21 protein-coding genes are annotated in these 18,987 nt (G+C 46.9%); 10 read left to right on the forward strand and 11 right to left on the reverse strand.

Annotation, left to right across the window (positions count from 1 at the left end; translation table 11 throughout):
- Positions 1–81 precede the first annotated feature (81 nt).
- From NWE73_RS14495 to NWE73_RS14520, 6 genes are all read left to right on the forward strand, one after another.
- Positions 82–1,191: a GGDEF domain-containing protein gene (locus tag NWE73_RS14495; RefSeq protein WP_277579059.1), complete on the forward strand. Its 1,110-nt coding sequence runs from the start codon at positions 82–84 to the stop codon at positions 1,189–1,191.
- 168 nt (positions 1,192–1,359) lie between these two features.
- Complete coding sequence (locus tag NWE73_RS14500) at positions 1,360–2,280, forward strand: S8 family peptidase (RefSeq protein ID WP_277579060.1); 921 nt, start codon at positions 1,360–1,362, stop codon at positions 2,278–2,280.
- Between the two features lie 7 nt (positions 2,281–2,287).
- Complete coding sequence (locus NWE73_RS14505; protein WP_277579061.1) at positions 2,288–2,974, forward strand: class I SAM-dependent methyltransferase; 687 nt, start codon at positions 2,288–2,290, stop codon at positions 2,972–2,974.
- A 70-nt stretch (positions 2,975–3,044) separates the two neighbouring features.
- Positions 3,045–3,446 (forward strand): VOC family protein, encoded by a 402-nt coding sequence (locus NWE73_RS14510; RefSeq protein ID WP_277579062.1) that lies wholly within the window; start codon positions 3,045–3,047, stop codon positions 3,444–3,446.
- Between the two features lie 139 nt (positions 3,447–3,585).
- Positions 3,586–4,416 carry a C1 family peptidase gene (locus tag NWE73_RS14515; protein WP_277579063.1) on the forward strand — a complete coding sequence of 277 codons (831 nt, stop codon included), beginning with the start codon at positions 3,586–3,588 and terminating at the stop codon, positions 4,414–4,416.
- Between the two features lie 23 nt (positions 4,417–4,439).
- Complete coding sequence (locus tag NWE73_RS14520; protein ID WP_407652965.1) at positions 4,440–5,090, forward strand: HD domain-containing protein; 651 nt, start codon at positions 4,440–4,442, stop codon at positions 5,088–5,090.
- Here NWE73_RS14520 and NWE73_RS14525 read toward each other — a convergent pair.
- From NWE73_RS14525 to NWE73_RS14535, 3 genes are all read right to left on the reverse strand, one after another.
- Positions 5,087–5,593, reverse strand: a complete 507-nt coding sequence (locus tag NWE73_RS14525) for a MarR family winged helix-turn-helix transcriptional regulator (RefSeq protein WP_277579065.1) — start codon at positions 5,591–5,593, stop codon at positions 5,087–5,089. The genes NWE73_RS14520 and NWE73_RS14525 overlap by 4 nt on opposite strands.
- 127 nt (positions 5,594–5,720) lie before the next feature.
- Positions 5,721–6,413 carry an RluA family pseudouridine synthase gene (locus tag NWE73_RS14530; RefSeq protein ID WP_277579066.1) on the reverse strand — a complete coding sequence of 231 codons (693 nt, stop codon included), beginning with the start codon at positions 6,411–6,413 and terminating at the stop codon, positions 5,721–5,723.
- Complete coding sequence (locus NWE73_RS14535) at positions 6,410–7,000, reverse strand: RlmE family RNA methyltransferase (RefSeq protein ID WP_277579067.1); 591 nt, start codon at positions 6,998–7,000, stop codon at positions 6,410–6,412. The genes NWE73_RS14530 and NWE73_RS14535 overlap by 4 nt, the downstream gene beginning before the upstream one ends.
- Positions 7,001–7,103: 103 nt before the next feature.
- Here NWE73_RS14535 and NWE73_RS14540 point away from each other — a divergent pair, with 103 nt between their 5' ends.
- On the forward strand, positions 7,104–7,304 hold the full coding sequence (locus tag NWE73_RS14540; protein ID WP_277579068.1) for a hypothetical protein: 201 nt from the start codon (positions 7,104–7,106) through the stop codon (positions 7,302–7,304).
- Here the strand turns inward: NWE73_RS14540 and NWE73_RS14545 are convergent.
- The 4 genes from NWE73_RS14545 to NWE73_RS14560 are packed head-to-tail and all read right to left on the reverse strand — an operon-like array spanning position 7,299 to position 11,163.
- Positions 7,299–8,555, reverse strand: coding sequence for an MFS transporter (locus NWE73_RS14545; protein ID WP_277579069.1), 1,257 nt, complete (start codon positions 8,553–8,555; stop codon positions 7,299–7,301). The two genes, NWE73_RS14540 and NWE73_RS14545, sit on opposite strands and share 6 nt — an antisense overlap.
- Positions 8,527–9,372 carry an ABC transporter permease gene (locus NWE73_RS14550; RefSeq protein WP_277579070.1) on the reverse strand — a complete coding sequence of 282 codons (846 nt, stop codon included), beginning with the start codon at positions 9,370–9,372 and terminating at the stop codon, positions 8,527–8,529. The genes NWE73_RS14545 and NWE73_RS14550 overlap by 29 nt, the downstream gene beginning before the upstream one ends.
- Complete coding sequence (locus NWE73_RS14555; RefSeq protein WP_277579071.1) at positions 9,362–10,222, reverse strand: ABC transporter permease; 861 nt, start codon at positions 10,220–10,222, stop codon at positions 9,362–9,364. Before NWE73_RS14555 ends, NWE73_RS14550 begins: the two co-directional genes overlap by 11 nt.
- On the reverse strand, positions 10,222–11,163 hold the full coding sequence (locus tag NWE73_RS14560; RefSeq protein WP_277579072.1) for an ABC transporter ATP-binding protein: 942 nt from the start codon (positions 11,161–11,163) through the stop codon (positions 10,222–10,224). Before NWE73_RS14560 ends, NWE73_RS14555 begins: the two co-directional genes overlap by 1 nt.
- A gap of 28 nt (positions 11,164–11,191) precedes the next feature.
- Here NWE73_RS14560 and NWE73_RS14565 point away from each other — a divergent pair, with 28 nt between their 5' ends.
- Complete coding sequence (locus NWE73_RS14565; protein WP_277579073.1) at positions 11,192–12,250, forward strand: polyamine ABC transporter substrate-binding protein; 1,059 nt, start codon at positions 11,192–11,194, stop codon at positions 12,248–12,250.
- Here the strand turns inward: NWE73_RS14565 and NWE73_RS14570 are convergent.
- The 3 genes from NWE73_RS14570 to NWE73_RS14580 all read right to left on the reverse strand — a co-directional run bounded on the left by NWE73_RS14570 (position 12,247) and on the right by NWE73_RS14580 (position 15,108).
- Positions 12,247–12,537 carry a hypothetical protein gene (locus tag NWE73_RS14570; protein WP_277579074.1) on the reverse strand — a complete coding sequence of 97 codons (291 nt, stop codon included), beginning with the start codon at positions 12,535–12,537 and terminating at the stop codon, positions 12,247–12,249. The two genes, NWE73_RS14565 and NWE73_RS14570, sit on opposite strands and share 4 nt — an antisense overlap.
- A gap of 144 nt (positions 12,538–12,681) precedes the next feature.
- Positions 12,682–13,476 (reverse strand): alpha/beta hydrolase, encoded by a 795-nt coding sequence (locus NWE73_RS14575; protein WP_277579075.1) that lies wholly within the window; start codon positions 13,474–13,476, stop codon positions 12,682–12,684.
- A 3-nt stretch (positions 13,477–13,479) separates the two neighbouring features.
- Entirely contained in the window at positions 13,480–15,108 is a 1,629-nt protein-coding gene (locus NWE73_RS14580; RefSeq protein WP_277579076.1) for an ABC-F family ATP-binding cassette domain-containing protein, read from the reverse strand.
- 321 nt (positions 15,109–15,429) lie between these two features.
- Here NWE73_RS14580 and NWE73_RS14585 point away from each other — a divergent pair, with 321 nt between their 5' ends.
- Entirely contained in the window at positions 15,430–17,424 is a 1,995-nt protein-coding gene (locus NWE73_RS14585) for a DEAD/DEAH box helicase (RefSeq protein ID WP_277579077.1), read from the forward strand.
- A gap of 150 nt (positions 17,425–17,574) precedes the next feature.
- Positions 17,575–18,321, forward strand: a complete 747-nt coding sequence (locus tag NWE73_RS14590; RefSeq protein WP_277579078.1) for a hypothetical protein — start codon at positions 17,575–17,577, stop codon at positions 18,319–18,321.
- Here NWE73_RS14590 and NWE73_RS14595 read toward each other — a convergent pair.
- Complete coding sequence (locus tag NWE73_RS14595; protein ID WP_277579079.1) at positions 18,318–18,959, reverse strand: cytochrome b/b6 domain-containing protein; 642 nt, start codon at positions 18,957–18,959, stop codon at positions 18,318–18,320. The genes NWE73_RS14590 and NWE73_RS14595 overlap by 4 nt on opposite strands.
- Positions 18,960–18,987 lie beyond the last annotated feature (28 nt).

Below are 18,987 nucleotides of genomic sequence, written 5' to 3' on the forward strand. Positions count from 1 at the left end.
TCCTCAATCTTAGTTCCTCATATTCCGAAATGAAGAGGTACATCTATATATTAGTATCCAAAGCCAACCCGGAGGCTGACGTTGAAACAGTGGGTAAAAAAACTTGTCGACCAACTTGATATGGACTGGGGCTCATCAAATGGAGCGAAAAAGCCAGAAGGCCCTGTTTTATCTGAAGAGCGCGCCACCATCGTGTATATGTTGGATATCTACAATAAAAACCTCTTTGAGATTCCGAAACATCAAGTGCGTAAAGTCCGCGCTAAAATTGACACCTTTGCCAAAGACATTGTCCATGCGCAAAACCAGGAATCATTGAACGACACTCTTTTTGAGCTTCGTCAGTTTTTTTCAAGCTACCGCATTGATGAGTACTCTTTTGTGCAAAACACCATTGATGATTTCAAACGAATCATCTGGGAGTTCGCTGATCATTTGAGCGAAGAGGTCAATTCCGAAACCTACGCGCAAAGCGATATGGATAAGAGTTTGGCACAGCTGCGTGAAGCGGTGGAATCAAATTCAGTGGAAGAACTGCGCGCGAAGTCCCGCGAATTTATTGATTTGTATTTAAAAAGCCAAACGACTTCCAATGAACGCCGATCAAAACGCATGGAAACGGTTAAAAAGAATCTTTCCAGCGTCAAACGTCAGCTCATGGAAGCCAATCAAACGATGCGCCGTGATCACCTCACCGGGGCTCACAATCGCCGTAGTTACGACGAGCAAATCAAGCGCTACTTGCAACTGAATGAACTCGATAAAGACCCTATCACCTTGGTGATGCTCGATATCGACTTCTTTAAAAAGATCAACGACAACTACGGCCATGATATTGGCGACTTTATCTTGCAAGAGGCTGTGCGCATGCTGCAGGAAAGCTTCTCTCGCGAAGAGGACTTCATTGCCCGTTTAGGCGGTGAAGAGTTCGCGGTGATCCTACCCGGCTGCGATGCCAAAGCGGCTTCTAAGATTGTCGACGATGCGATGGCAAAAATCCGCAAGGAAGTCTTCATCCACGGTGATCACCAGATTCGCTTTACTGTCTCTATGGGTATCGCTCAATTGATCCCTGGGGAAACTGCGGATACCTGGTATAAAAGAGCCGACGGCGCCCTCTATGAGTCGAAGTCCACAGGTCGCAACAAATACACAATTGCCGGCCCTACTGCGACCAAGAAAGTGGCCTGATCAACTTATAGACAGGCGTCTAAGGATAGATAGTGACTACAAAAGCTTGGACACCCGTCCGGGCTTTTTTTATGTTTAAAAGAATCTAGACAGTCATGGCGTTTTTTCAGACGAGGGCCATTTAAAGACAGTCTCAAGGTGGTCCACTCGTTGCTCTAGTGATAGAGCATGAAGACAAACGTAAAAGTAGCCAACATTTTTATCGCCCTTCTACTCACCTCTTCCTCATTCACCGCACCGGCGCAGGACATCAAGGACAAAGACATCGTGATTGCGATCATCGATACAGGGGCGGAAGTCACTCATCCGTTGATCAAGGAAAATATCTGGGAAAACCCGCGCGAAATTATTAACGGCATCGATGATGACGGCAATGGATTTGTCGACGACGTCCATGGATGGAATTTTGTTGCTCATAACAATGAGCTCACCGACAACAACGGGCATGGAACTCACATTGCCGGAATCATTCAACAGCGCACTCAAAATGCCCATGTGAAATACATGATCCTTAAATATTATGACAGTGGCAAAACCGGCGAGGACAATGTCAGCGCAACGGTGAAGGCTATTCAGTATGCAACAAAAATGAAAGTAGATATTATCAACTACTCCGGCGGTGGTTATGACCGCAACCCTACGGAAGAAAAAGCTATTCGCGAAGCCCAAAAGCAGGGAATACTTTTTGTTGCAGCTGCCGGGAATGGCGGCTTGAACACGGACACCTTTGGCTACTACCCTGCCAGCTATAAAGTGAGCAATATCATTTCTGTGGCGGCTATGGATTCTCAAAAGCGTCTTATTGCCAGCAGCAACTACGGCTCCAGCTCCGTCGACATTGCGGCTCCGGGTAAACGTATTCTGTCGTCATTGCCAGGGGGACAATACGGCTATATGACCGGGACCTCGCAAGCCACTGCATGGGTGACTGGTTTGGCGGCAAATCTCATGCTGCAAAAGAAAACCTATGTTCCCGAAGAGATAAAGCGCCAACTGGAAGTTCAAGGCACTCGAGATTTATCTTTGGCGAACAAGACAAAATCTCAGGTGCGCATTTCCGCTTTACAAGAATCGGTCCCCAGCCTATAAAACAGACTTGAGCCTTCTCAAGTTTGACCCCACGGGGCCCTTTCCTTTAGTCACCTACGATGAATGCAGCTATCAAGAAGCGCAAGAGCACTCTGTTGAAATAGACAACTGGTTGGGATTTCAAACCGCGGACGTCGAAAAAAAACTCCTCACCTCGCAGGACTACAACGTTCAAGCAGACAAAGATATTCCTGTGCAGTGCTGGCGCGGACTTCCCGTTCAGGCATTGCAGACTCCTTACTCTGAGATTCGCTGGATCTTAAACCTACTCAATTTAAAGCCCCAGGAAACCATTGTGGATCTTGGCTGTGGTTATGGGCGCATGGCCTTTGTTGTGGGAAGACATTATCCTGATAACAAATTCGTTGGCTATGAACTGGTTGCTGAACGAGTCGCAGAGGGCAATCGCATTCTTCGGAATTTCAATTATCCAAATGCCAAAATTCTGACTCAGGATTTAACCGCTCCCGATTTTATTCCTGAAAAGGCTGAACATTATTTCTTATTCGATTTCGGAAGCGCCCCAGCCATCGACAAAACTTTGGACGATCTTAAAAGAATCGCTCGCGGTCGCTCGATTAACATTGTCGCTCGCGGCCGCTACATTCGACATCGAATCTATCAAGCTCATCCGTGGCTTTCATCAATCAATGAGCCGCAGGTTCACGAGACATTTACTATCTTTACTTCCTAAGCGTTGTTTTCCAGCACAATGAACTCACGCTGACTTGAAGATCCCTGAGGATTCTCGCGATAATAACCCCATGGATGTAAATGGCGTGGGCGGAATCTTTATAAAGGCAAAAAATCCCGAAAAACTTTATACGTGGTATGAGAAGAATCTGGGTTTACAGCGCGACGACAAGGGTGGATTTATCATCCCGGTCGAAAGATTATTGCCCGACTATACGCTCGTCAGTTTTTTGCCCGTGGATACGTCTTACTTTTCCCCCTCGCAGGCTCCGTGCATGTTGAACTTTCAGGTGAATGACCTCGCCCCGGTGCTAACGAAGCTTGCCGAAAATGGAGTGCGCATCGAAGATCATCTTTCCGAAAGTGAATATGGAAAGTTTGCTTGGGTCTTTGATCCCGAGGGAAACAAAATTGAATTCTGGGAGCCACGGCCACTCTTCTATAACCCAATTGACATTGGTGAACCCGACTGAACATTTTTTTGACAGCCCGGTAAAAGACTCTCGGGCGAACCGTCAAAACTCCCTCAGGGTTCTCTCTGTCGCCACACCTTCGATCTGACTGCTTAAATTTAAGGAACCACTTGGCAAAGCATTTGCTTTGCCTCAGTCCATGAAAACTATATTCCGCATTCTTCTTCTGACTGCCACTCTGCTTTGCTCCGCTCTTTTGGAAAGTGCCCTTGCTGAGCAAGTGGATCTTCGCCCTCAACAAACCGAAGTTAAGAACCAGAAAAATCGCGACACCTGCGCTTATTTTGCTGTCTCTGCATTGGTGGAAAGCACACTTAAGGGCTTCAATGGGAAAGAATACGACATCTCTGAAGAGTTCGAGGTGTTTCGCAATAAAATCATTTATTCATGGCGCCCCGAAGTTGAGTTTGGAAATACCTACGAAGTTCTTCAGAATATGATCAAGGATGGATACGTATATTCCGAACTCAGTCTTCCTTATCAGGAAAAGAGCATCGACTTCACCAAGCCTTTGAGTGCTGGGGACGAAGCCTTCTTTGATTTACGAAAACAGAAGATCTCACGCACATCATTTTTTAGCATGAAATTCAAACAACTCACTCAGATGTGGGTGCGCAAGCCTTGGTCTTTACAAGCCCTGGACGAGTTGAAACAAAAACGCTCCGTGGTTGTGACTCTGAAGGTGGCCCTTCCCTACGTGGATGATAAAAAGGGAACCTTTAGAATGAGCCCAGAGATCGACGCGGAATGCGCCAGCGGCAAGATTTCCTGCGGTGGCCATGCTGTTTTGCTTGTGGGATATGACAGTGAAAAGAAAGTCTTTCTATTCAAAAACTCCTGGGGAAATGAGTGGGGTAATCAAGGTTACGGCTATGTGACCTTTGATCACGTGGACAACTATTCTGACCAGTTGTTGACTGCGTATTTTGACAAAATGTCCTACCCTATCGTGAGAGAAAGCGTTCAGTAACTTAAAATAGGACGATGGAACCAATGACAACTGAGACTCAATTCAATGAAAAAAAGTGGTTTGAGCTTTTCAGCAACAAAGCTCGCGTCATCTATCCTCATTCCGATCCTTCCCACGATTACCTGCATATTTTGCGAGTGGTCCATACCGCGAAGTCCTTATGTCTTGCTGAAAAAGCCAAGTGGGAGGTTGTCATGCCCGCGGCGTTCTTTCACGATTTCGTAAATATCCCAAAGGGCGACCCACGCCGTCCTTACGCCTCACGCATTTCCGCAGAAGCGGCATTGGAATATCTGCGCTCGGTTCACTATCCTGAAGAGTATTTCGAGGAAATCCGTCACGCCATCGAAGCGCATTCCTACAGCGCCAATATTAAAGCGGATACTCTTGAAGCAAAGATCGTACAAGACGCAGATCGCTTAGACAGCCTTGGAGCCATCGGCATCGCTCGTTGCTTTGCCACTTCGACGCTTATGAGTCGACCGTTTTATTCAGAGCAAGATCCTTGGGCGACAGGCCGGGACCTGGATGACAAGAGCTTTGGTATCGATCACTTTTACACCAAGTTGTTTAACCTGGTTGAGCACCTGAATACCGAGACGGCAAAAAAAGAAGGCGAACATCGCGTCGCCTTCATCAAAACATATCTCGCACAAATTAAACGAGAGATTTAACTTTTATATTCGTCGAACATGGGAGCTACTGAACCGTCGACGATTCCGGCTTTCTGAACGAACTCCTTCATGAGTTTCGCCAGAGCCACCGTTTTTTCATTTGGCATATTGAGCAAGGTCTCAATCATATCTTCCTGAAGAGCCCGTGGAATCTTCGCCAACTTCCCTGCACCTTCCTCCGTCAAAAACACCACCACCTTGCGGGAGTCTTGCTTCGACGTCGATCGTTGCACGAGCTTCTGTTCTTCAAGTTTTTTCACAACCACAGAGACCGAGCTTTGATGAGTCACTGTTCTATTGGCAAGTTCGTTGATGGACAAGCCCGGTTCGTCTTTGAGCTTCTTCAGCACAAAAACCTGCGCGGCACTCAGACCGAGATCTTTTTCAAACTGACTGGAAGAGACGCGAAGGGCTTTGAAGATATGACGGATATAATCCATAACCTCTCCAACTTCGGGGCGAATTTCAGGACTGCGATCGGCTACAGAATCATTATGCTTCATGAATATTAATTTAGAACCATCGTTGAAATACAAGCAAGGCCATTTTTCCATGTGCTCACATACATGAAGTTTAACAAAGTGGCCAAAAAGAATAGTGCGATCATATTGAAAAAGTGGAAGCCCTTCTCTAAAGGGCTGGAATAACAATCTTCTTAGGCAGACTTAGAGCCTCTGCTCCAGGAGTCTGGGCGAAATCAATCGCGTAAGAGCGAAGCGCAATTGAATCGTTACTTTTCCAACTCACCTTCGAGCCATACAGGGCGTCGCCCACAATCGGAAAACCATGGCGACTTAAATCGAAGCGCAATTGATGCGAGCGACCTGTAACCGGCTGTAGATCCCACTGTAGATAATGTTCGTTGTTGCTGTCGGACTCACCCAAATAGGTGACTAAGGTGAGGCTGGGTTTTCCTTGAGCATGCTCGTAGGCTCTGCGCTTTCCCCGTAACAAGCGGCTCTTCCACTCGAAATTCAAACCTGGTTGGAGCTCAATCGGTGTTCGAGGATTAGTGATGTTGCTGGGAATATGCGCGAAGTCCTGTTTTGTCGTCAGTGCTCGGTAGGTCTTCTGCACCTGCTTCATCTCAAACCAGGCATTGGCTTTGCGATGAGCATCCGGATTTTTTGCATACATCACCAGACCAGATACTTCATAGTCCAAACGATGTACCGGATAAATTTGAATCTTGAGATGTTCTTGCAAAGCGGTGCCCAAACAAAGTCGAGCATCCTCTTCCTCAAAACGACTGGGCGTTGAAAGAACCCCACTGGGCTTATCACAAACCACAAAATGAGAATTCTCAAAAACGATCTCAATCATTTCTTGCTGATCCCTACCAAGAAGATCTCTTTTGAAATTTTGCGAGTCGAATCGGGTTTCACCGCTTCACATTTTGCAAAACTTTTTTTGATTTCATCGCGAAGTTTACCGAAGTCGTCGCTGTGGAAGAGTTTGCAAACAAAATGGCCGTCCTTCTTCAAGAAACGTCTGGCAACATCCAAAGCCAACTCACAAAGCTCCATGGAGCGCGCCTGATCGGTCATGCGAATGCCCGTTGTTTTAGGGGCCATATCTGACATCACCAGATCAAAGGGCGGCTGAAAGCCATGCTCTTTGAAAATGTCCTCCAAATTCAAGTCACGCAAATCAGCCTGAATAAATACTGCATTATCCAGCTTCACAGTCACAGGGCTCAAATCCACACCCAACACCCGACCTCCTGGGCCGACCATTTTGGAAGCGTATTGAGACCAGGAACCTGGAGAGGCTCCCAAATCAAGAACTGTTTGATGAGGCCTAAAGATCTTGTATTTCTTGTCGATCTCTTCGAGCTTGAAAACAGAGCGGGCCGCAAAGCCCTCTTCTTTTGCTTTTCTGAAGTATCTATCGCGCGGATTGTAAGTCATATCCGTGGGTTATGTCGTGTTAAGCGCCCAAAGTCCAATACAAAGTTTTACATTCACTTTTGCGAAAGCCTATACTAGAAAAGATACACCTTTGGAGGCCACTTTGGACATTGTTCTCGCCATGAGTATTTTCTTTGTCGTCGTTACCATGATCTTTGTGGCGATTGCGTTCCTCATGCCGGAATTAATGGGTATCACAGGCAAAAAGGCCAAAAAGATCATCGAAGACCAACGCGAACAAGGAGAGAAGCCGAAAAGTGATCCGGCTTCAGATCAAAAAGAAGAGTCTGAAAAAGAGCTATAAGGCCGCGCGAGGCTCTTTAACCTTCGCCAAGAGCCAGCCGCCGCTTATAAACAGAATTAACAAGCCAACCATTCCCAGCCTTGAATTGCCCGTCACTGTGACTCCCACTGCCACAACTAAAGGGCCCAAAATCGAAGCAAAGCGGCCGACCAAATTGAATAAGCCAAAGTATTCTCCACTTTGTTCTTTAGGGGCCATTCGCGCAAACAAGCTTCGACTGAGTGCCTGCACTCCCCCTTGAACCATCCCAATGACCATCGCCAACAAATAGAAATGCCATGCCTGACTCATCATAGTTGCGGCGATCACGGTCACACCGTAAATACCGATACAAAACAAAATGGGCCCTTTGGTCCCCCAGCGCTTGGTCACGGTCCCGAAATAATAGGCGCAAGGGAATCCGATAAACTGAGTGATCAAGAGTGCTGCGATCAGGTCTTTGGATTCCAAACCAATCGCCATTCCGAAATCAACAGCCATCGTCATCACGGTATAGACACCGTCGATATAAAGCCAATAGGCCACCATATAAGTCAGTAGATTTTTCTCATGCAAAAGCTCTTTAAAGGTCACCCGCAAAGTGCGCACACTCTGAGCGGTTAACTTCCAAATGCTGTCTTTGGAAATCACTGTCTCGGGCTCTGGGACATTTTTGGCCAGCGGATAAGAAAAGACAAACCACCACAAAGCCACACTCAGAAAAGAAACCTGCACGCCCTGGATACCATCGCGTAAGCCAAACCATGAAGGATTCAGATACATCAACACATTAATCAAAAACAAAATCCCGCCGCCCAGATATCCCAATGAATAACCCAGCGCCGAGGCATAATCCAAATCACCGACGTCCGCGACAAAAGGCAAGAGGGCTTCATAGAAAACACAGCTGGCATTAAATGCCATCATCGCAATCCCGTAGGCAATGATCGCACTCCACCAATCTCCGGCTGGAATGAAAGACATCCATGCACAAGAAAAAACACCAACAACCATAAAAACCAGGCACAAAAGTTTTTTAAAACCACGAAGATCGGCGATCACACCCAAGGTTGGACTGAGTAACGCGACAATGAGACTTGAAACAGAGATCGCAGTTCCCAGGCGAGCGGTGGTTGTCACGGCATCAGCACCCTGGCTCCAAAAGCTCTTAAAGAATACGGGAAAAAATCCCGCCATCACTGTGGTTGAATAAGTGCTGTTCGCCCAGTCATAAAGGGCCCAACTAAAGATTTTCTTTTTCTTTGGATCCATTCCCGTCCCTGCTTTTCTTGCTTTCTCCAAAGAGAACATAGAAAGAAGGCGAACGGAAGAGGAAAATCAACACGAACAAAGTCATTAAAAACATCAGGCTGGATAAGGCATTCAGCTTGGGACTAACCCCCATCTTCATCGCCGTATAGAGTTTCACTGGCAAGGTATCCTGCCCCACACCGTTTACAAAGTAGGTGATCAAAAAATCATCGAAGGACAGCAAAAAGCTCAAGATAAAACCACCTACAATGGCTGGCTTCAGAAGCGGCAAAATCACGGTTCGTAAGACCGTCCACTCACCCGCCCCTAAATCCCTTGCTGCATCTTCCAACGAAGAATCCAAGGTCACCAGGCGAGAGTTCACCGTCATCATCACATAAGAAAGCGAAAAACTCACATGGGCAATAATCACCGTCTGCAAACCCATTTCCATTTTCAAAACGAAAAACCAGGAAAGCAAAGAAAGAGCAAAAACAATTTCCGGGAAGATTAAGGAGACCATCGACAGCCCTTCCATCACTCCACGCAAACGAGAACTGCTGCGATAAAGTCCCACCGCGGCGGCTGTTCCCAACAGGGTTGAAAGCACACTGGAGAACAAACCCACGAGGAGGCTGTTTTTTAAGGCTCCCATCAGATTATCGTCCGCGAATACCTCAACAAACCAATGCAAAGTCGCAGAGACCTGTCCTTCTTTCACTTCTAAGAACGATCCCATTAACATCACTGCTATCGGCAGATAAAGAAGAGCAAGCACAACCCACAACAAAATCTTCGCAGATAAGGGTGCCGCTGGCCGAGAACGTTCATGCGCCATGCTTGGCTCCGTTCTTTCGGTAATAAATAAAAACAATCATCAACAGCAGGGAAATCATCAACACCGACAATGCGGATCCCAAAGGCCAATTGCGAGATTTCAAAAATTCCTCTGTGATCAGATTTCCATAAAGCATATTCTTTGCGCCGCCCAAAAGATCCGGGATCACATACTCCCCCAAGGAGGGAATAAAAACCAGAAGGGCCCCACTGGTCAAAGCTTTGCGCAAATTCGGCAAAATCACAGAGACCAAAATCTTCCAGGGCCCCGCACCCAAATCCTGCGCCGCTTCGACCAATGAGAAATCAAATTTCTCAAAGGCACCGTATAAAGGCAGCACCATGAAAGGCAAATAGGTTGTCACCATTCCATAAAACACCAAGAATTTATTCTGGCTTAATACAAAAGGGTCAAAACTCACCCCAAGGCTTGTTAACACAACTTGCAATGGTCCTTCGTAGCCCACAAACACACGAAGAGCATAAATGCGAATGACTAAGTTCGTAAGAAAGGGCAAGGCCACAGCACAAACATAAAAATGCCGATGGCTCGCCGGGGCCGCACTCATCGCCCACGACATAAGAATTCCCAAAACGGCACAGCTTAATGTGGTCAGAAAGGCCAACTTCAAACTTTCAAAAAGAATTCCAAGATAAGACAACGAGAAGGCGCGACTGTAGTTCTCCACGGTCCACGTCCACTCGATTCCGCCATAAGTACCGCGAGTGGCAAGGCTCACCGCCGCCACAATTAATAGAGGTACTAAAATAAAAAAACCGAACCACAACAAAGTAGGAAAGGCCAACGAGATTCTGGAGTGGCTTTCGGAAAGAGGCCCATGCGATTTCATTAGTCGCGATTTTCCAAAGTTTTAGAATCGATCTTTAAATCCAAAACCTGAGCATCATGAATTTGTGAATCCAGACGATTAAAAACCATTGCTTTACGAACATAGGTATCCAAGCTCATCCCCAGGCGAATTTGTTCGGAAGGGATATTAAATCGTCCCCGTACCAAACTGCCATCACTCAGCCGAACTGTCGCCAGATCTTGACTGATTTCGACCAACTCCCCTTGCAACAAACTCGTTGTCCCCAAAAACTGGGACGCAAAAATGGTCTCTGGATTTTCATAGATCTCACGCGGAGAATTGACCTGCACCAACTCGCCCTTATTCATAATCCCAATCCGATCTGAAAGCGCCAAGGCCTCTTCCTGATCGTGGGTCACATAAATAAAGGTCAGACCCAACTTTTGTTGTAAAGCGCGCAGTTCTTTTTGCATATGTTCGCGCAGTTTTTGATCCAAGGCAGACAGTGGCTCATCCAAAAGCAAAACTTTAGGACGATTCACCAATGCGCGTGCAATGGCTATGCGCTGGGCCTGCCCGCCCGACAAGGTCTCAGGGCGGCGATCACGAAATTCAGACATTTCAACCAGAGCCAGGACTTCAGCAATCCGTCCTTCAATTTCGTTCTTGGACAATTTCTTGAGTTTGAGGCCATAAGCAATGTTCTCTTCCACAGTAAGATGTGGGAACAGGGCATACTTTTGAAAAACCATATTGAAAGGTCTTTGCGCGGCACTCAGCTGATCCACACGCTCGCCATTTAGAACGATCCTGCCTTCTGTCGCCGACTCCAAGCCGGCGATAATACGCAAAAGTGTTGTCTTTCCACAGCCACTGGGCCCCAGGAGCGAAAAGAACTCCCCTTCGCCAATAGAAAGATTCACAGCCTTTAAGGCTGTTTGACTCGAAAAACTTTTGCCGATATTTAGAAGTTCAAGCATGCCTTAACAATAAGAAGGAAATGAAAAAATGTCGAGAATATTGATGTCCCTCTTTGCCTGCACATTGCTTTTCGCAGCTTGCACAAAGAAAACCAGCGAGAACACAGCCACAGCACCCAAAGAAGAACAAGTTGTGAACTTGTCAATCTGGGGCAACTATCTGTCGCCGGAAATGCAAGCAAAGTTCGAGAAAGAAACAGGGCTCAAACTCAACATCTCCAATTACTCTTCCAGTGAAGAGCTGCTGGCGAAAGTACAGATGGGATCTTCCGGCATTGATGTCGCCGTACCCTCTGATTACATGGTCGATATCATGATCAAAATGAATTTATTAGAGCCTTTGAAAGCTGAACTTATTCCCAATAAAGCTCTGCTCTCACCGCAGTTCTTGGCACAAAGCTATGACAAGGAAAATAAGTTTTCATTACCCTATACATGGACGACGATGGGAATCGCTGTGAATCGCAGCCTCTACAAGGGCTCTCTTAAGTCGTGGAAAGAGTTATACAATAATTCCGACCTCAAGGGAAAATTCGCCCTGCTCGATGATGTCAGAGAAACCATTGGCTCAGCCATGATTGCTAACGGCGCCAGCGTGAACAGCACCAATCCGGCTGAATTAGCGAAGGCCAAAGCCACACTTCTGGGGGCCAAAAAGAACGTGAAGATGTTTACATCAGACACTGTTGATATTTTGAAAAACAAAGAAGTGGTCGCAGCTCAAGCTTACTCATCAGATGCTCTTCAAGCGGCAATGCAGAATAAAGATATCGAGTACTTCATTCCTGAAGAAGGTGGCACGATTGCCATCGACAATCTGGTGATCATCAGAGGCTCAAAGCACCCTGAGGCGGCTCACAAGCTTGTGAACTTCCTCATCAGTCAGGAAGCCGACCTTAACAAGGTTCAAGTCATTCGTGGTGGCCCGGTTCTTAAGGGCACTCAAGAAAAACTGCCTCAGGATCTGCAAGCCAATAAAAGTCTCTTTCCGGAAGCCAAAGTCATGAAGAAACTCGAAGCTATTCATGACTTGGGAGACAAGAACAAACTTTGGGAAGAGCTGTGGACTGAGATTAAAACTCACTAGCCCTGGTCAAGGTTAGAGCCTTCGTGCTTTCCCTCTCTGGCGCCATCCGGCGCCAAGGGAGAAGACTGATAGCTAGGATCATCCCCTCCACGCGCAGAGAATTGACGATAAAGATTAATTGCGCCCACGGCGGTCAGCACCAGCCCCGAGACAAAATAAATCATCACAAGTTTTCTGCTTTGGTTAAAGACGAAGTTGAATCCCGCGATAATGATCAACAAGGGTCCAACAACCACTAAGGACGACACGATCTGCCGGAGAGCGAACTCTCCCAATTCCGAATACATAACCCCGCCTACGTTCAAGATATTGGTTATATTCGTAGAACTTATCGGCAGGACTTTGGGCTACTTAATGAGTTATTTGTTCTTAATCAAAAAATATATAACTCTGGATTCGCTGGAATTGCTTCCTGGCTCTTCCAAAATGCTCTATGCGAAAATGTTTAGATAATTGTCTACTTTTGAAACAATCGTGAGGTGATTGAGGTTCTCAACTATTAGAACATTTGCTGAGGTCTGAGCGAAAATCTCTCTTTGCTTCTCCGCCACAACCACTTCATCCAAAGCCCCCGTCACGACAGTCAGCGAAGGTTTTAACTCTTGAAGCTTTTCAACGAGGTCATCGGCAGCATGCACTGCCCTTAAGTACTCTGCGCTGTAGTGCAATTTTTCATGCCCTGTGCGCATCACTTCTGGATAGTTCACCGTGAAGCTTCCATCGGAATCAACACTGATCCAACCACCAAAGTTTGGCTGATTGGCATTCAAATGCAGTGGCAGATGAGGAGCCAATGCGATGAACTTAGAGAACTGCTTGCGCAGATCTGAGACGGCAATCCGCAAAGCAAAGCCTCCACCCATCGAGTGGCCGGCTAAGGTTATGCGTGAAACCGCCTTCTGCATTTTTATATGGATTAAAAGTTCTTCCAGATCTATTTCAAGCTGGTTTTTGGATATTTTGTCACTGTTCCCAAGGCTTACACCGTGGCAGCGAAAATCAGGAGTGATGACACTGGCAATTCCCTGACCCGCAATAGCGGCCGCCAAAGCACACATATAACGGCTGTCACTGCCCGCACCGTGATAAAGAATCACCAGATCCTCGGACCATGCAGGATATGAACGATAGGAAAGGGTGTCTCCTTGACGGGTGCGAAACTTTTCCACCGGGGCTAACTTCCCCAGCGGAATTTTAAAGTCCTTTAAGTTGATCCCCGAATTCATTCTTTAGGAATTCGCTTCCTGATGCTTTTTATGAGTGTAGTAGTCGTAATCACCCTCATAGATACGAAGTTGATTTTTATCCACTTCAAACACTCGGGTGGTCACTGCGCGCAAGAAGTGACGGTCATGCGATACGATCATAACAGTTCCTGGGAACTCTTTGATTGCATCGAGCAAGACTTCACGAGATTTAATATCCAAGTGATTCGTCGGCTCATCCAGAATCAAAAGATTCACCGGCTGCGCAAGAATCGTGGCAAGAACCACACGCGATTTCTCACCACCCGACAAGATCGAGATCTTTTTATCTGCATCGTCGCCTGAGAATTTAAAGGCCCCCAGCAAACTGCGCACAGTTCCCAAACCCGCCGTCGGCATGCGCGAGTGAACTTCGTCGATAATGGTCATCTTAGGATCTAAGACATCCAAAGAGTTTTGCGAGAAGTAGCCCACGTTGATCGAGGCACCCAAAGCAATTTTACCTTCAGTGGCTTCTGCATCTCCGGCGATAATTTTCAACAGCGTCGATTTACCAGCACCATTCACGCCCACGACCGCAATACGATCCAGGCGTTTTACCAGGGCATTAGCGCCACGGAATACCAATTTTTCTTTATCGTCACTCTTCCAAACTTTAGAAAGACCTTCGAAACGGACAACCTCTTCCCCGCCACGTGGAGGAACCGGCCAAACGAATTTGATATCTGCTTCTTCATCAGGAATTTCAATACGGTCAATTTTTTCAAGCTTCTTTACACGCGATTGCACTTGCGCTGCATGCGAGGCCCGAGCCGCAAATCGAGCGATAAACTCTTCTTCTTTGGCCAGCATATCGTCTTGGCGCTTCGCTGCTGCAATCAATTGCTCTTTACGGATATCGCGCTCTTTTTCATAGAAATCGTAGTTGCCGCCGTAAACCGTGATGGTCTTATTAGCGATCTCAACGATTTTCGAAACAATGCGATTCATGAATTCACGGTCATGGCTTGTCATCAGGATGGCGCCCTTAAAGTTGGACAACCACTCTTCAAGCCAAATGATCGATTCCACGTCCAAGTGATTCGTTGGCTCGTCCATCAACAAAACTTCAGGATTCAAAACCAGGATTTTAGAAAGAGCGATACGCATCTTCCAACCACCCGAGAAGCTCTCCGTAGGACGATGATAGTCTTCAGGACCGATGCCAAGACCCGTCAAAATTTCCGCAGCGCGCGATTCAAGATCATAACCGCCAAGGCGTTCGAAATCGGCTTGGAGTTCTCCGTAGACCTCAAGGATCTTCGTCATCTCATCAGGATCCAAATCAGGATCACAAAGCTTTGCTTCGTATTCCTGCATGCGTGCTGCCATATCACCAATATTGCCGACAGCTGATTTCACTTCTTCAAGAGCTGAGCGCCCCTTCATTTCTTCGATATTTTGCGAGAAATAGCCAATAACTGTGCGATCTGATTTAGAAACCGTCCCGCCGTCGATGCCCTCTTCGCCCGTGATGATACGGAAGATTGTCGTCTTTCCCGCGCCGTTTGGCCCAACCAGGCCGATCTTCTCTCCAGTGTTGATCTGGAAAGAACCGTTGCGATAAAGAATTTTATTACCCTGCTGCTTAGTGATATTTGATAAGTGAATCATAGGTCCCTTATATAGCTCGAATCTGCTCCAGATGCGCGGAATATTTTTAAATATTGTGCCCTATTATTAAGCACTTCGCGATCTTCAATTTTATCGACGATCACAGATCTGGACGAACTCTTCTTAACCCACATTTGCGCCAGGAAAGTGAGCTTAGTTTCAGAGTGGAACCACTTGGATGCCCCCTTCGTCTGGGGCTAGTAAGTGTTTAACTTTTGTAGCTTTTGGCAAATAGTTCATTATTGGGGCACAAGCAAAATAGTACGGGCTTTTACTTTTGTAATCGTTTATCTTGCGAGCACTATTTTCTGAAAGGTATTCATGACTCCTCCATTAACTACTGTTGATAGTTTCGAAAGCTTTGGTCTTAGCGCTCCAATCATGGAAGCGATGAAAGACATGGGCTACTCGACACCAACGCCCATTCAACAACAAGCGCTTCCGATTCTTTTAGCTGGAGCTAATGACTTCATTGGTCTTGCTTCTACAGGAACAGGCAAAACAGCTGCCTTTGGTATTCCACTGGTCGAGAACATCGACACGACTATCAAAGACACTCAAGCCTTGGTTCTAAGTCCTACACGCGAATTGGCCCTTCAAGTGGCTGAACAACTTGCCTTATTGGGCAAGAAAAAAGGTCTTCGCGTCGTTACAATCTACGGTGGCGCAAGCTATCGCACACAACTTGACGGTGTAAAACGTGGTGCCCACATTGTGGTGGCTACGCCAGGCCGTTTGGTCGATTTCCTTGAGCAAAAAATGATCAAGCTTCAAAGTGTTCAAACTGTGGTTTTGGACGAAGCTGATGAAATGCTCTCTATGGGCTTTAAAGACTCTCTTGATTTCATTCTTTCTGCTACACATTCTGATGATTCTAAATCTGAAAGAGCGGCATGCCGCACTTGGCTCTTCTCTGCCACTATGAGCGGCGAAGTAAAAAGACTTTCTGAAAAGTATTTGGAAAAACCAGAAATGGTTCAAGCCAACAAAGTCGGTTCAACGGCTTCAACTATTGAGCAAGTTTACTACACGGTTAAAAATTCCGGTAAAATGGAAGTTATCAGCCGTCTCTTGCAAACATTGCCTGAGTTCTACGGTATCATCTTCTGTCAAACTAAGATGGAAGTGGCTGAACTTGAAGACTTGCTGACTCAACGTGGATTCCCGGCGGATTCACTTCACGGTGATAAAAACCAACAGGAACGCGAAGCGACTTTGAAGAAATTCAAACAACGCCAAATCAAAGTCGTTGTTGCGACTGACGTGGCCGCTCGTGGTTTGGACATCAAAGACCTTACTCACGTCATCAATCACTCTCTTCCTTGGGATGTGGAGTCTTATGTTCACCGTATCGGTCGTACCGGCCGTAATGGTCAAAGCGGAACAGCGATTACTTTGGTCAATCCAGAGCAATTGAATCTTCTTCGCCGAGTGATGCAATCTACCAAGGCTGTGATGGTTAAAGGTGTGATTCCTTCAGCGGACGAAGTTGCTGGTCTTAAGATCAAAGACGTTTTGGACAAAGTCAGCACAATGAAAGAAGATGACGTTGCATTGAACCTTGCGAATGATTTGATTCGCGTGTTGATCACTGCTGGCGATACAGATCTTTCTGGCTTCACTAAAGAAGACTTGCTGGCTCGTTTCATCGCAGCTTACTTCCCTAAAGTTTTCGTTAAAAAAGACTTGATGCTCGACTACATGGGTGACCGTGTTCCTCGTGAGCTTCTTCCTCGTGATCCTAACGACAACCGCTTCACTAGCAGCCGTGGTGATCGTGATGGCGGTGGCCGTGGTGGATTCCGCGGTGGTCGTGGCGGTGGTTACCGTTCTGACCGTGGCGGCTATAGCCCGGATCGCTCTTCTTCTGATCGCGGTGACCGTGGTGGTTATAGCGCGGAACGCGGTTCAGGATACAGCCCTGATCGTTCTTCTTCAGATCGTGGTGGCTACACTCCACGCAATGATCGCGGTGGTTATAGCGCGGAACGCGCTTCAGGATACAGCCCGGATCGTAGCGCTTCTTCAGAAGCTCCTCGTCGTTCTTTCCGCAGTGATGATGGTGATTCACGTCCAGCCCGTACTGAAAGCCGTCCGGAAGCTCGCGCTCCTCGCGCGGATTTCAACGAAGCACCGGCACCTCGCGGTTTCCGCAGACGTGACGATGCTGCTGGAGGCGATTCTCGCCCACCTCGCCGTGAATTCAATGGCGAGCGTTCAGAGCGCAGCGACCGTGGTGGCCGTCCTGGCGAACACAGCGGTATCAAACGCGTGCGTCCTGGTGGAGCTAGCGCTTCCCGTCGCTTCCGCGACTAGGCGATTCCTGAATCATCAGGGAACAAAATATTTTGAATTTCGTTGCAGGGGTGACATAAAGTCGCCCCTGTCTATTTTCTAGACAGTCTATTTAGTTAAAACAAATTTTATCGCACTTTGGGACGGCATCATTCCTGCTTTAGATTCAATATGATGCGAACTTTCAAACACCTCCTCATCGCTATAGTCTGCCTATTGCCTTTTGGCACTCAGGCTAACAACAGAAGCCTTGTCACTGATGGCAGTGTGCGTTCTGTTCAATTTGAAGCAACAGCCCCCTGCCTCAACTGCTCTACCCAAGAAAATAAGACTGAGAAAAGCGCCCGTGATCTTCGTAATACCCTGACGGCCCAAGCCACGGCTGAGCAAATCTCTGCCATTAGCGAAAAGATGAACTGGGGCGATGCCTGCGAAAACTTCACTTACGACGACGAGTTTGGAAAATGGGCTACCATGATTATGAAAGAGCTTAAAAGCAACGAAGCTGAAGCCCTTTTAAGAGGATCTGACGATCTTCTTCGTTTGTGCCCAGGATATAAAAGTTTGAAATTGGAAGGTCGTCAAAACGTTTGGGTGCTTATCTTCAATGCGATGGCCTTCTATGAAAGCACCTGCGATAAAGACAGCAAGGCCAAAGGTCCCAATGGCTCTTTGATTGGTCTCTTGCAGCTTCACCGCGGTAAAGAACAAGCTTATGCACCCAACTGCAAAAAGGGAGATGGCAATACTCCGGCGGGAACCTTCCGCTGTGCCATTTCAATGCTGAATTCACAGCTTGAGCGTGGAGAGAACTTGTTCAGCCGCAAGTCCTACTGGGATGTTCTTCGTCCTCAAGCACGCTCAAAGAAATATGCTAAGATTCAGAAGGCAATCAAGTCCTTCCCTCTTTGCCACTAATCTTTTTTTCCACCGTTAATCATATCAGAAACCAAACCTTGATCGCCGCGCAATTCGGCGATCACCACTCCCAAGATATGACCGACGACAAAAACAACGAAGAACCACATAAGAAGCTCATGGGTTTCCTTCAACACGTCTTCCAAGCCTTCACTGACATGCAAAGCTTCTTCGAAATGCATGGCCAACCCTGAAAGCACCATGAACAGACTCACTAGATAAAACAGTGCATATCCAGACTTTACCAGAGTGTAGTGAATCGCTTTTATTTTAGTTTCGGGAGGAACTTGCGCCAGACTCAATGCACTTTTGGCGGCATGGGTTGCCGGGCATTCTTTTTTAACAAAGATACCAATCAGAACCCGTATCAACAGAAAAGCACCCATCGCATAGCCTAAGATGTAATGCCAATCCCACATTTGATCGCGCATTGTTTGCGCAATCTTCTTGGCAACATCTACTTCAATGGTGCCTCCAGCCTCTTGAATTCGATTTTCAATGAGAGCCGCATTAGCTCGCCAACTTAAAAAGGTTTTTCGAAGAAACACTGTGGCTAACAAACCTAAGATCACAAGAGCATTGAACCAATGCCAGACGCGCAAACTCACAGGTTGAAACTTCTTAAAGCTATAGTTCATACGTACACCCACCTTAAAAATTGTATGC

The sequence above is a fragment of the Bdellovibrio svalbardensis genome, from assembly GCF_029531655.1.
GTDB classification, from domain to species: Bacteria; Bdellovibrionota; Bdellovibrionia; order Bdellovibrionales; family Bdellovibrionaceae; genus Bdellovibrio; species Bdellovibrio svalbardensis.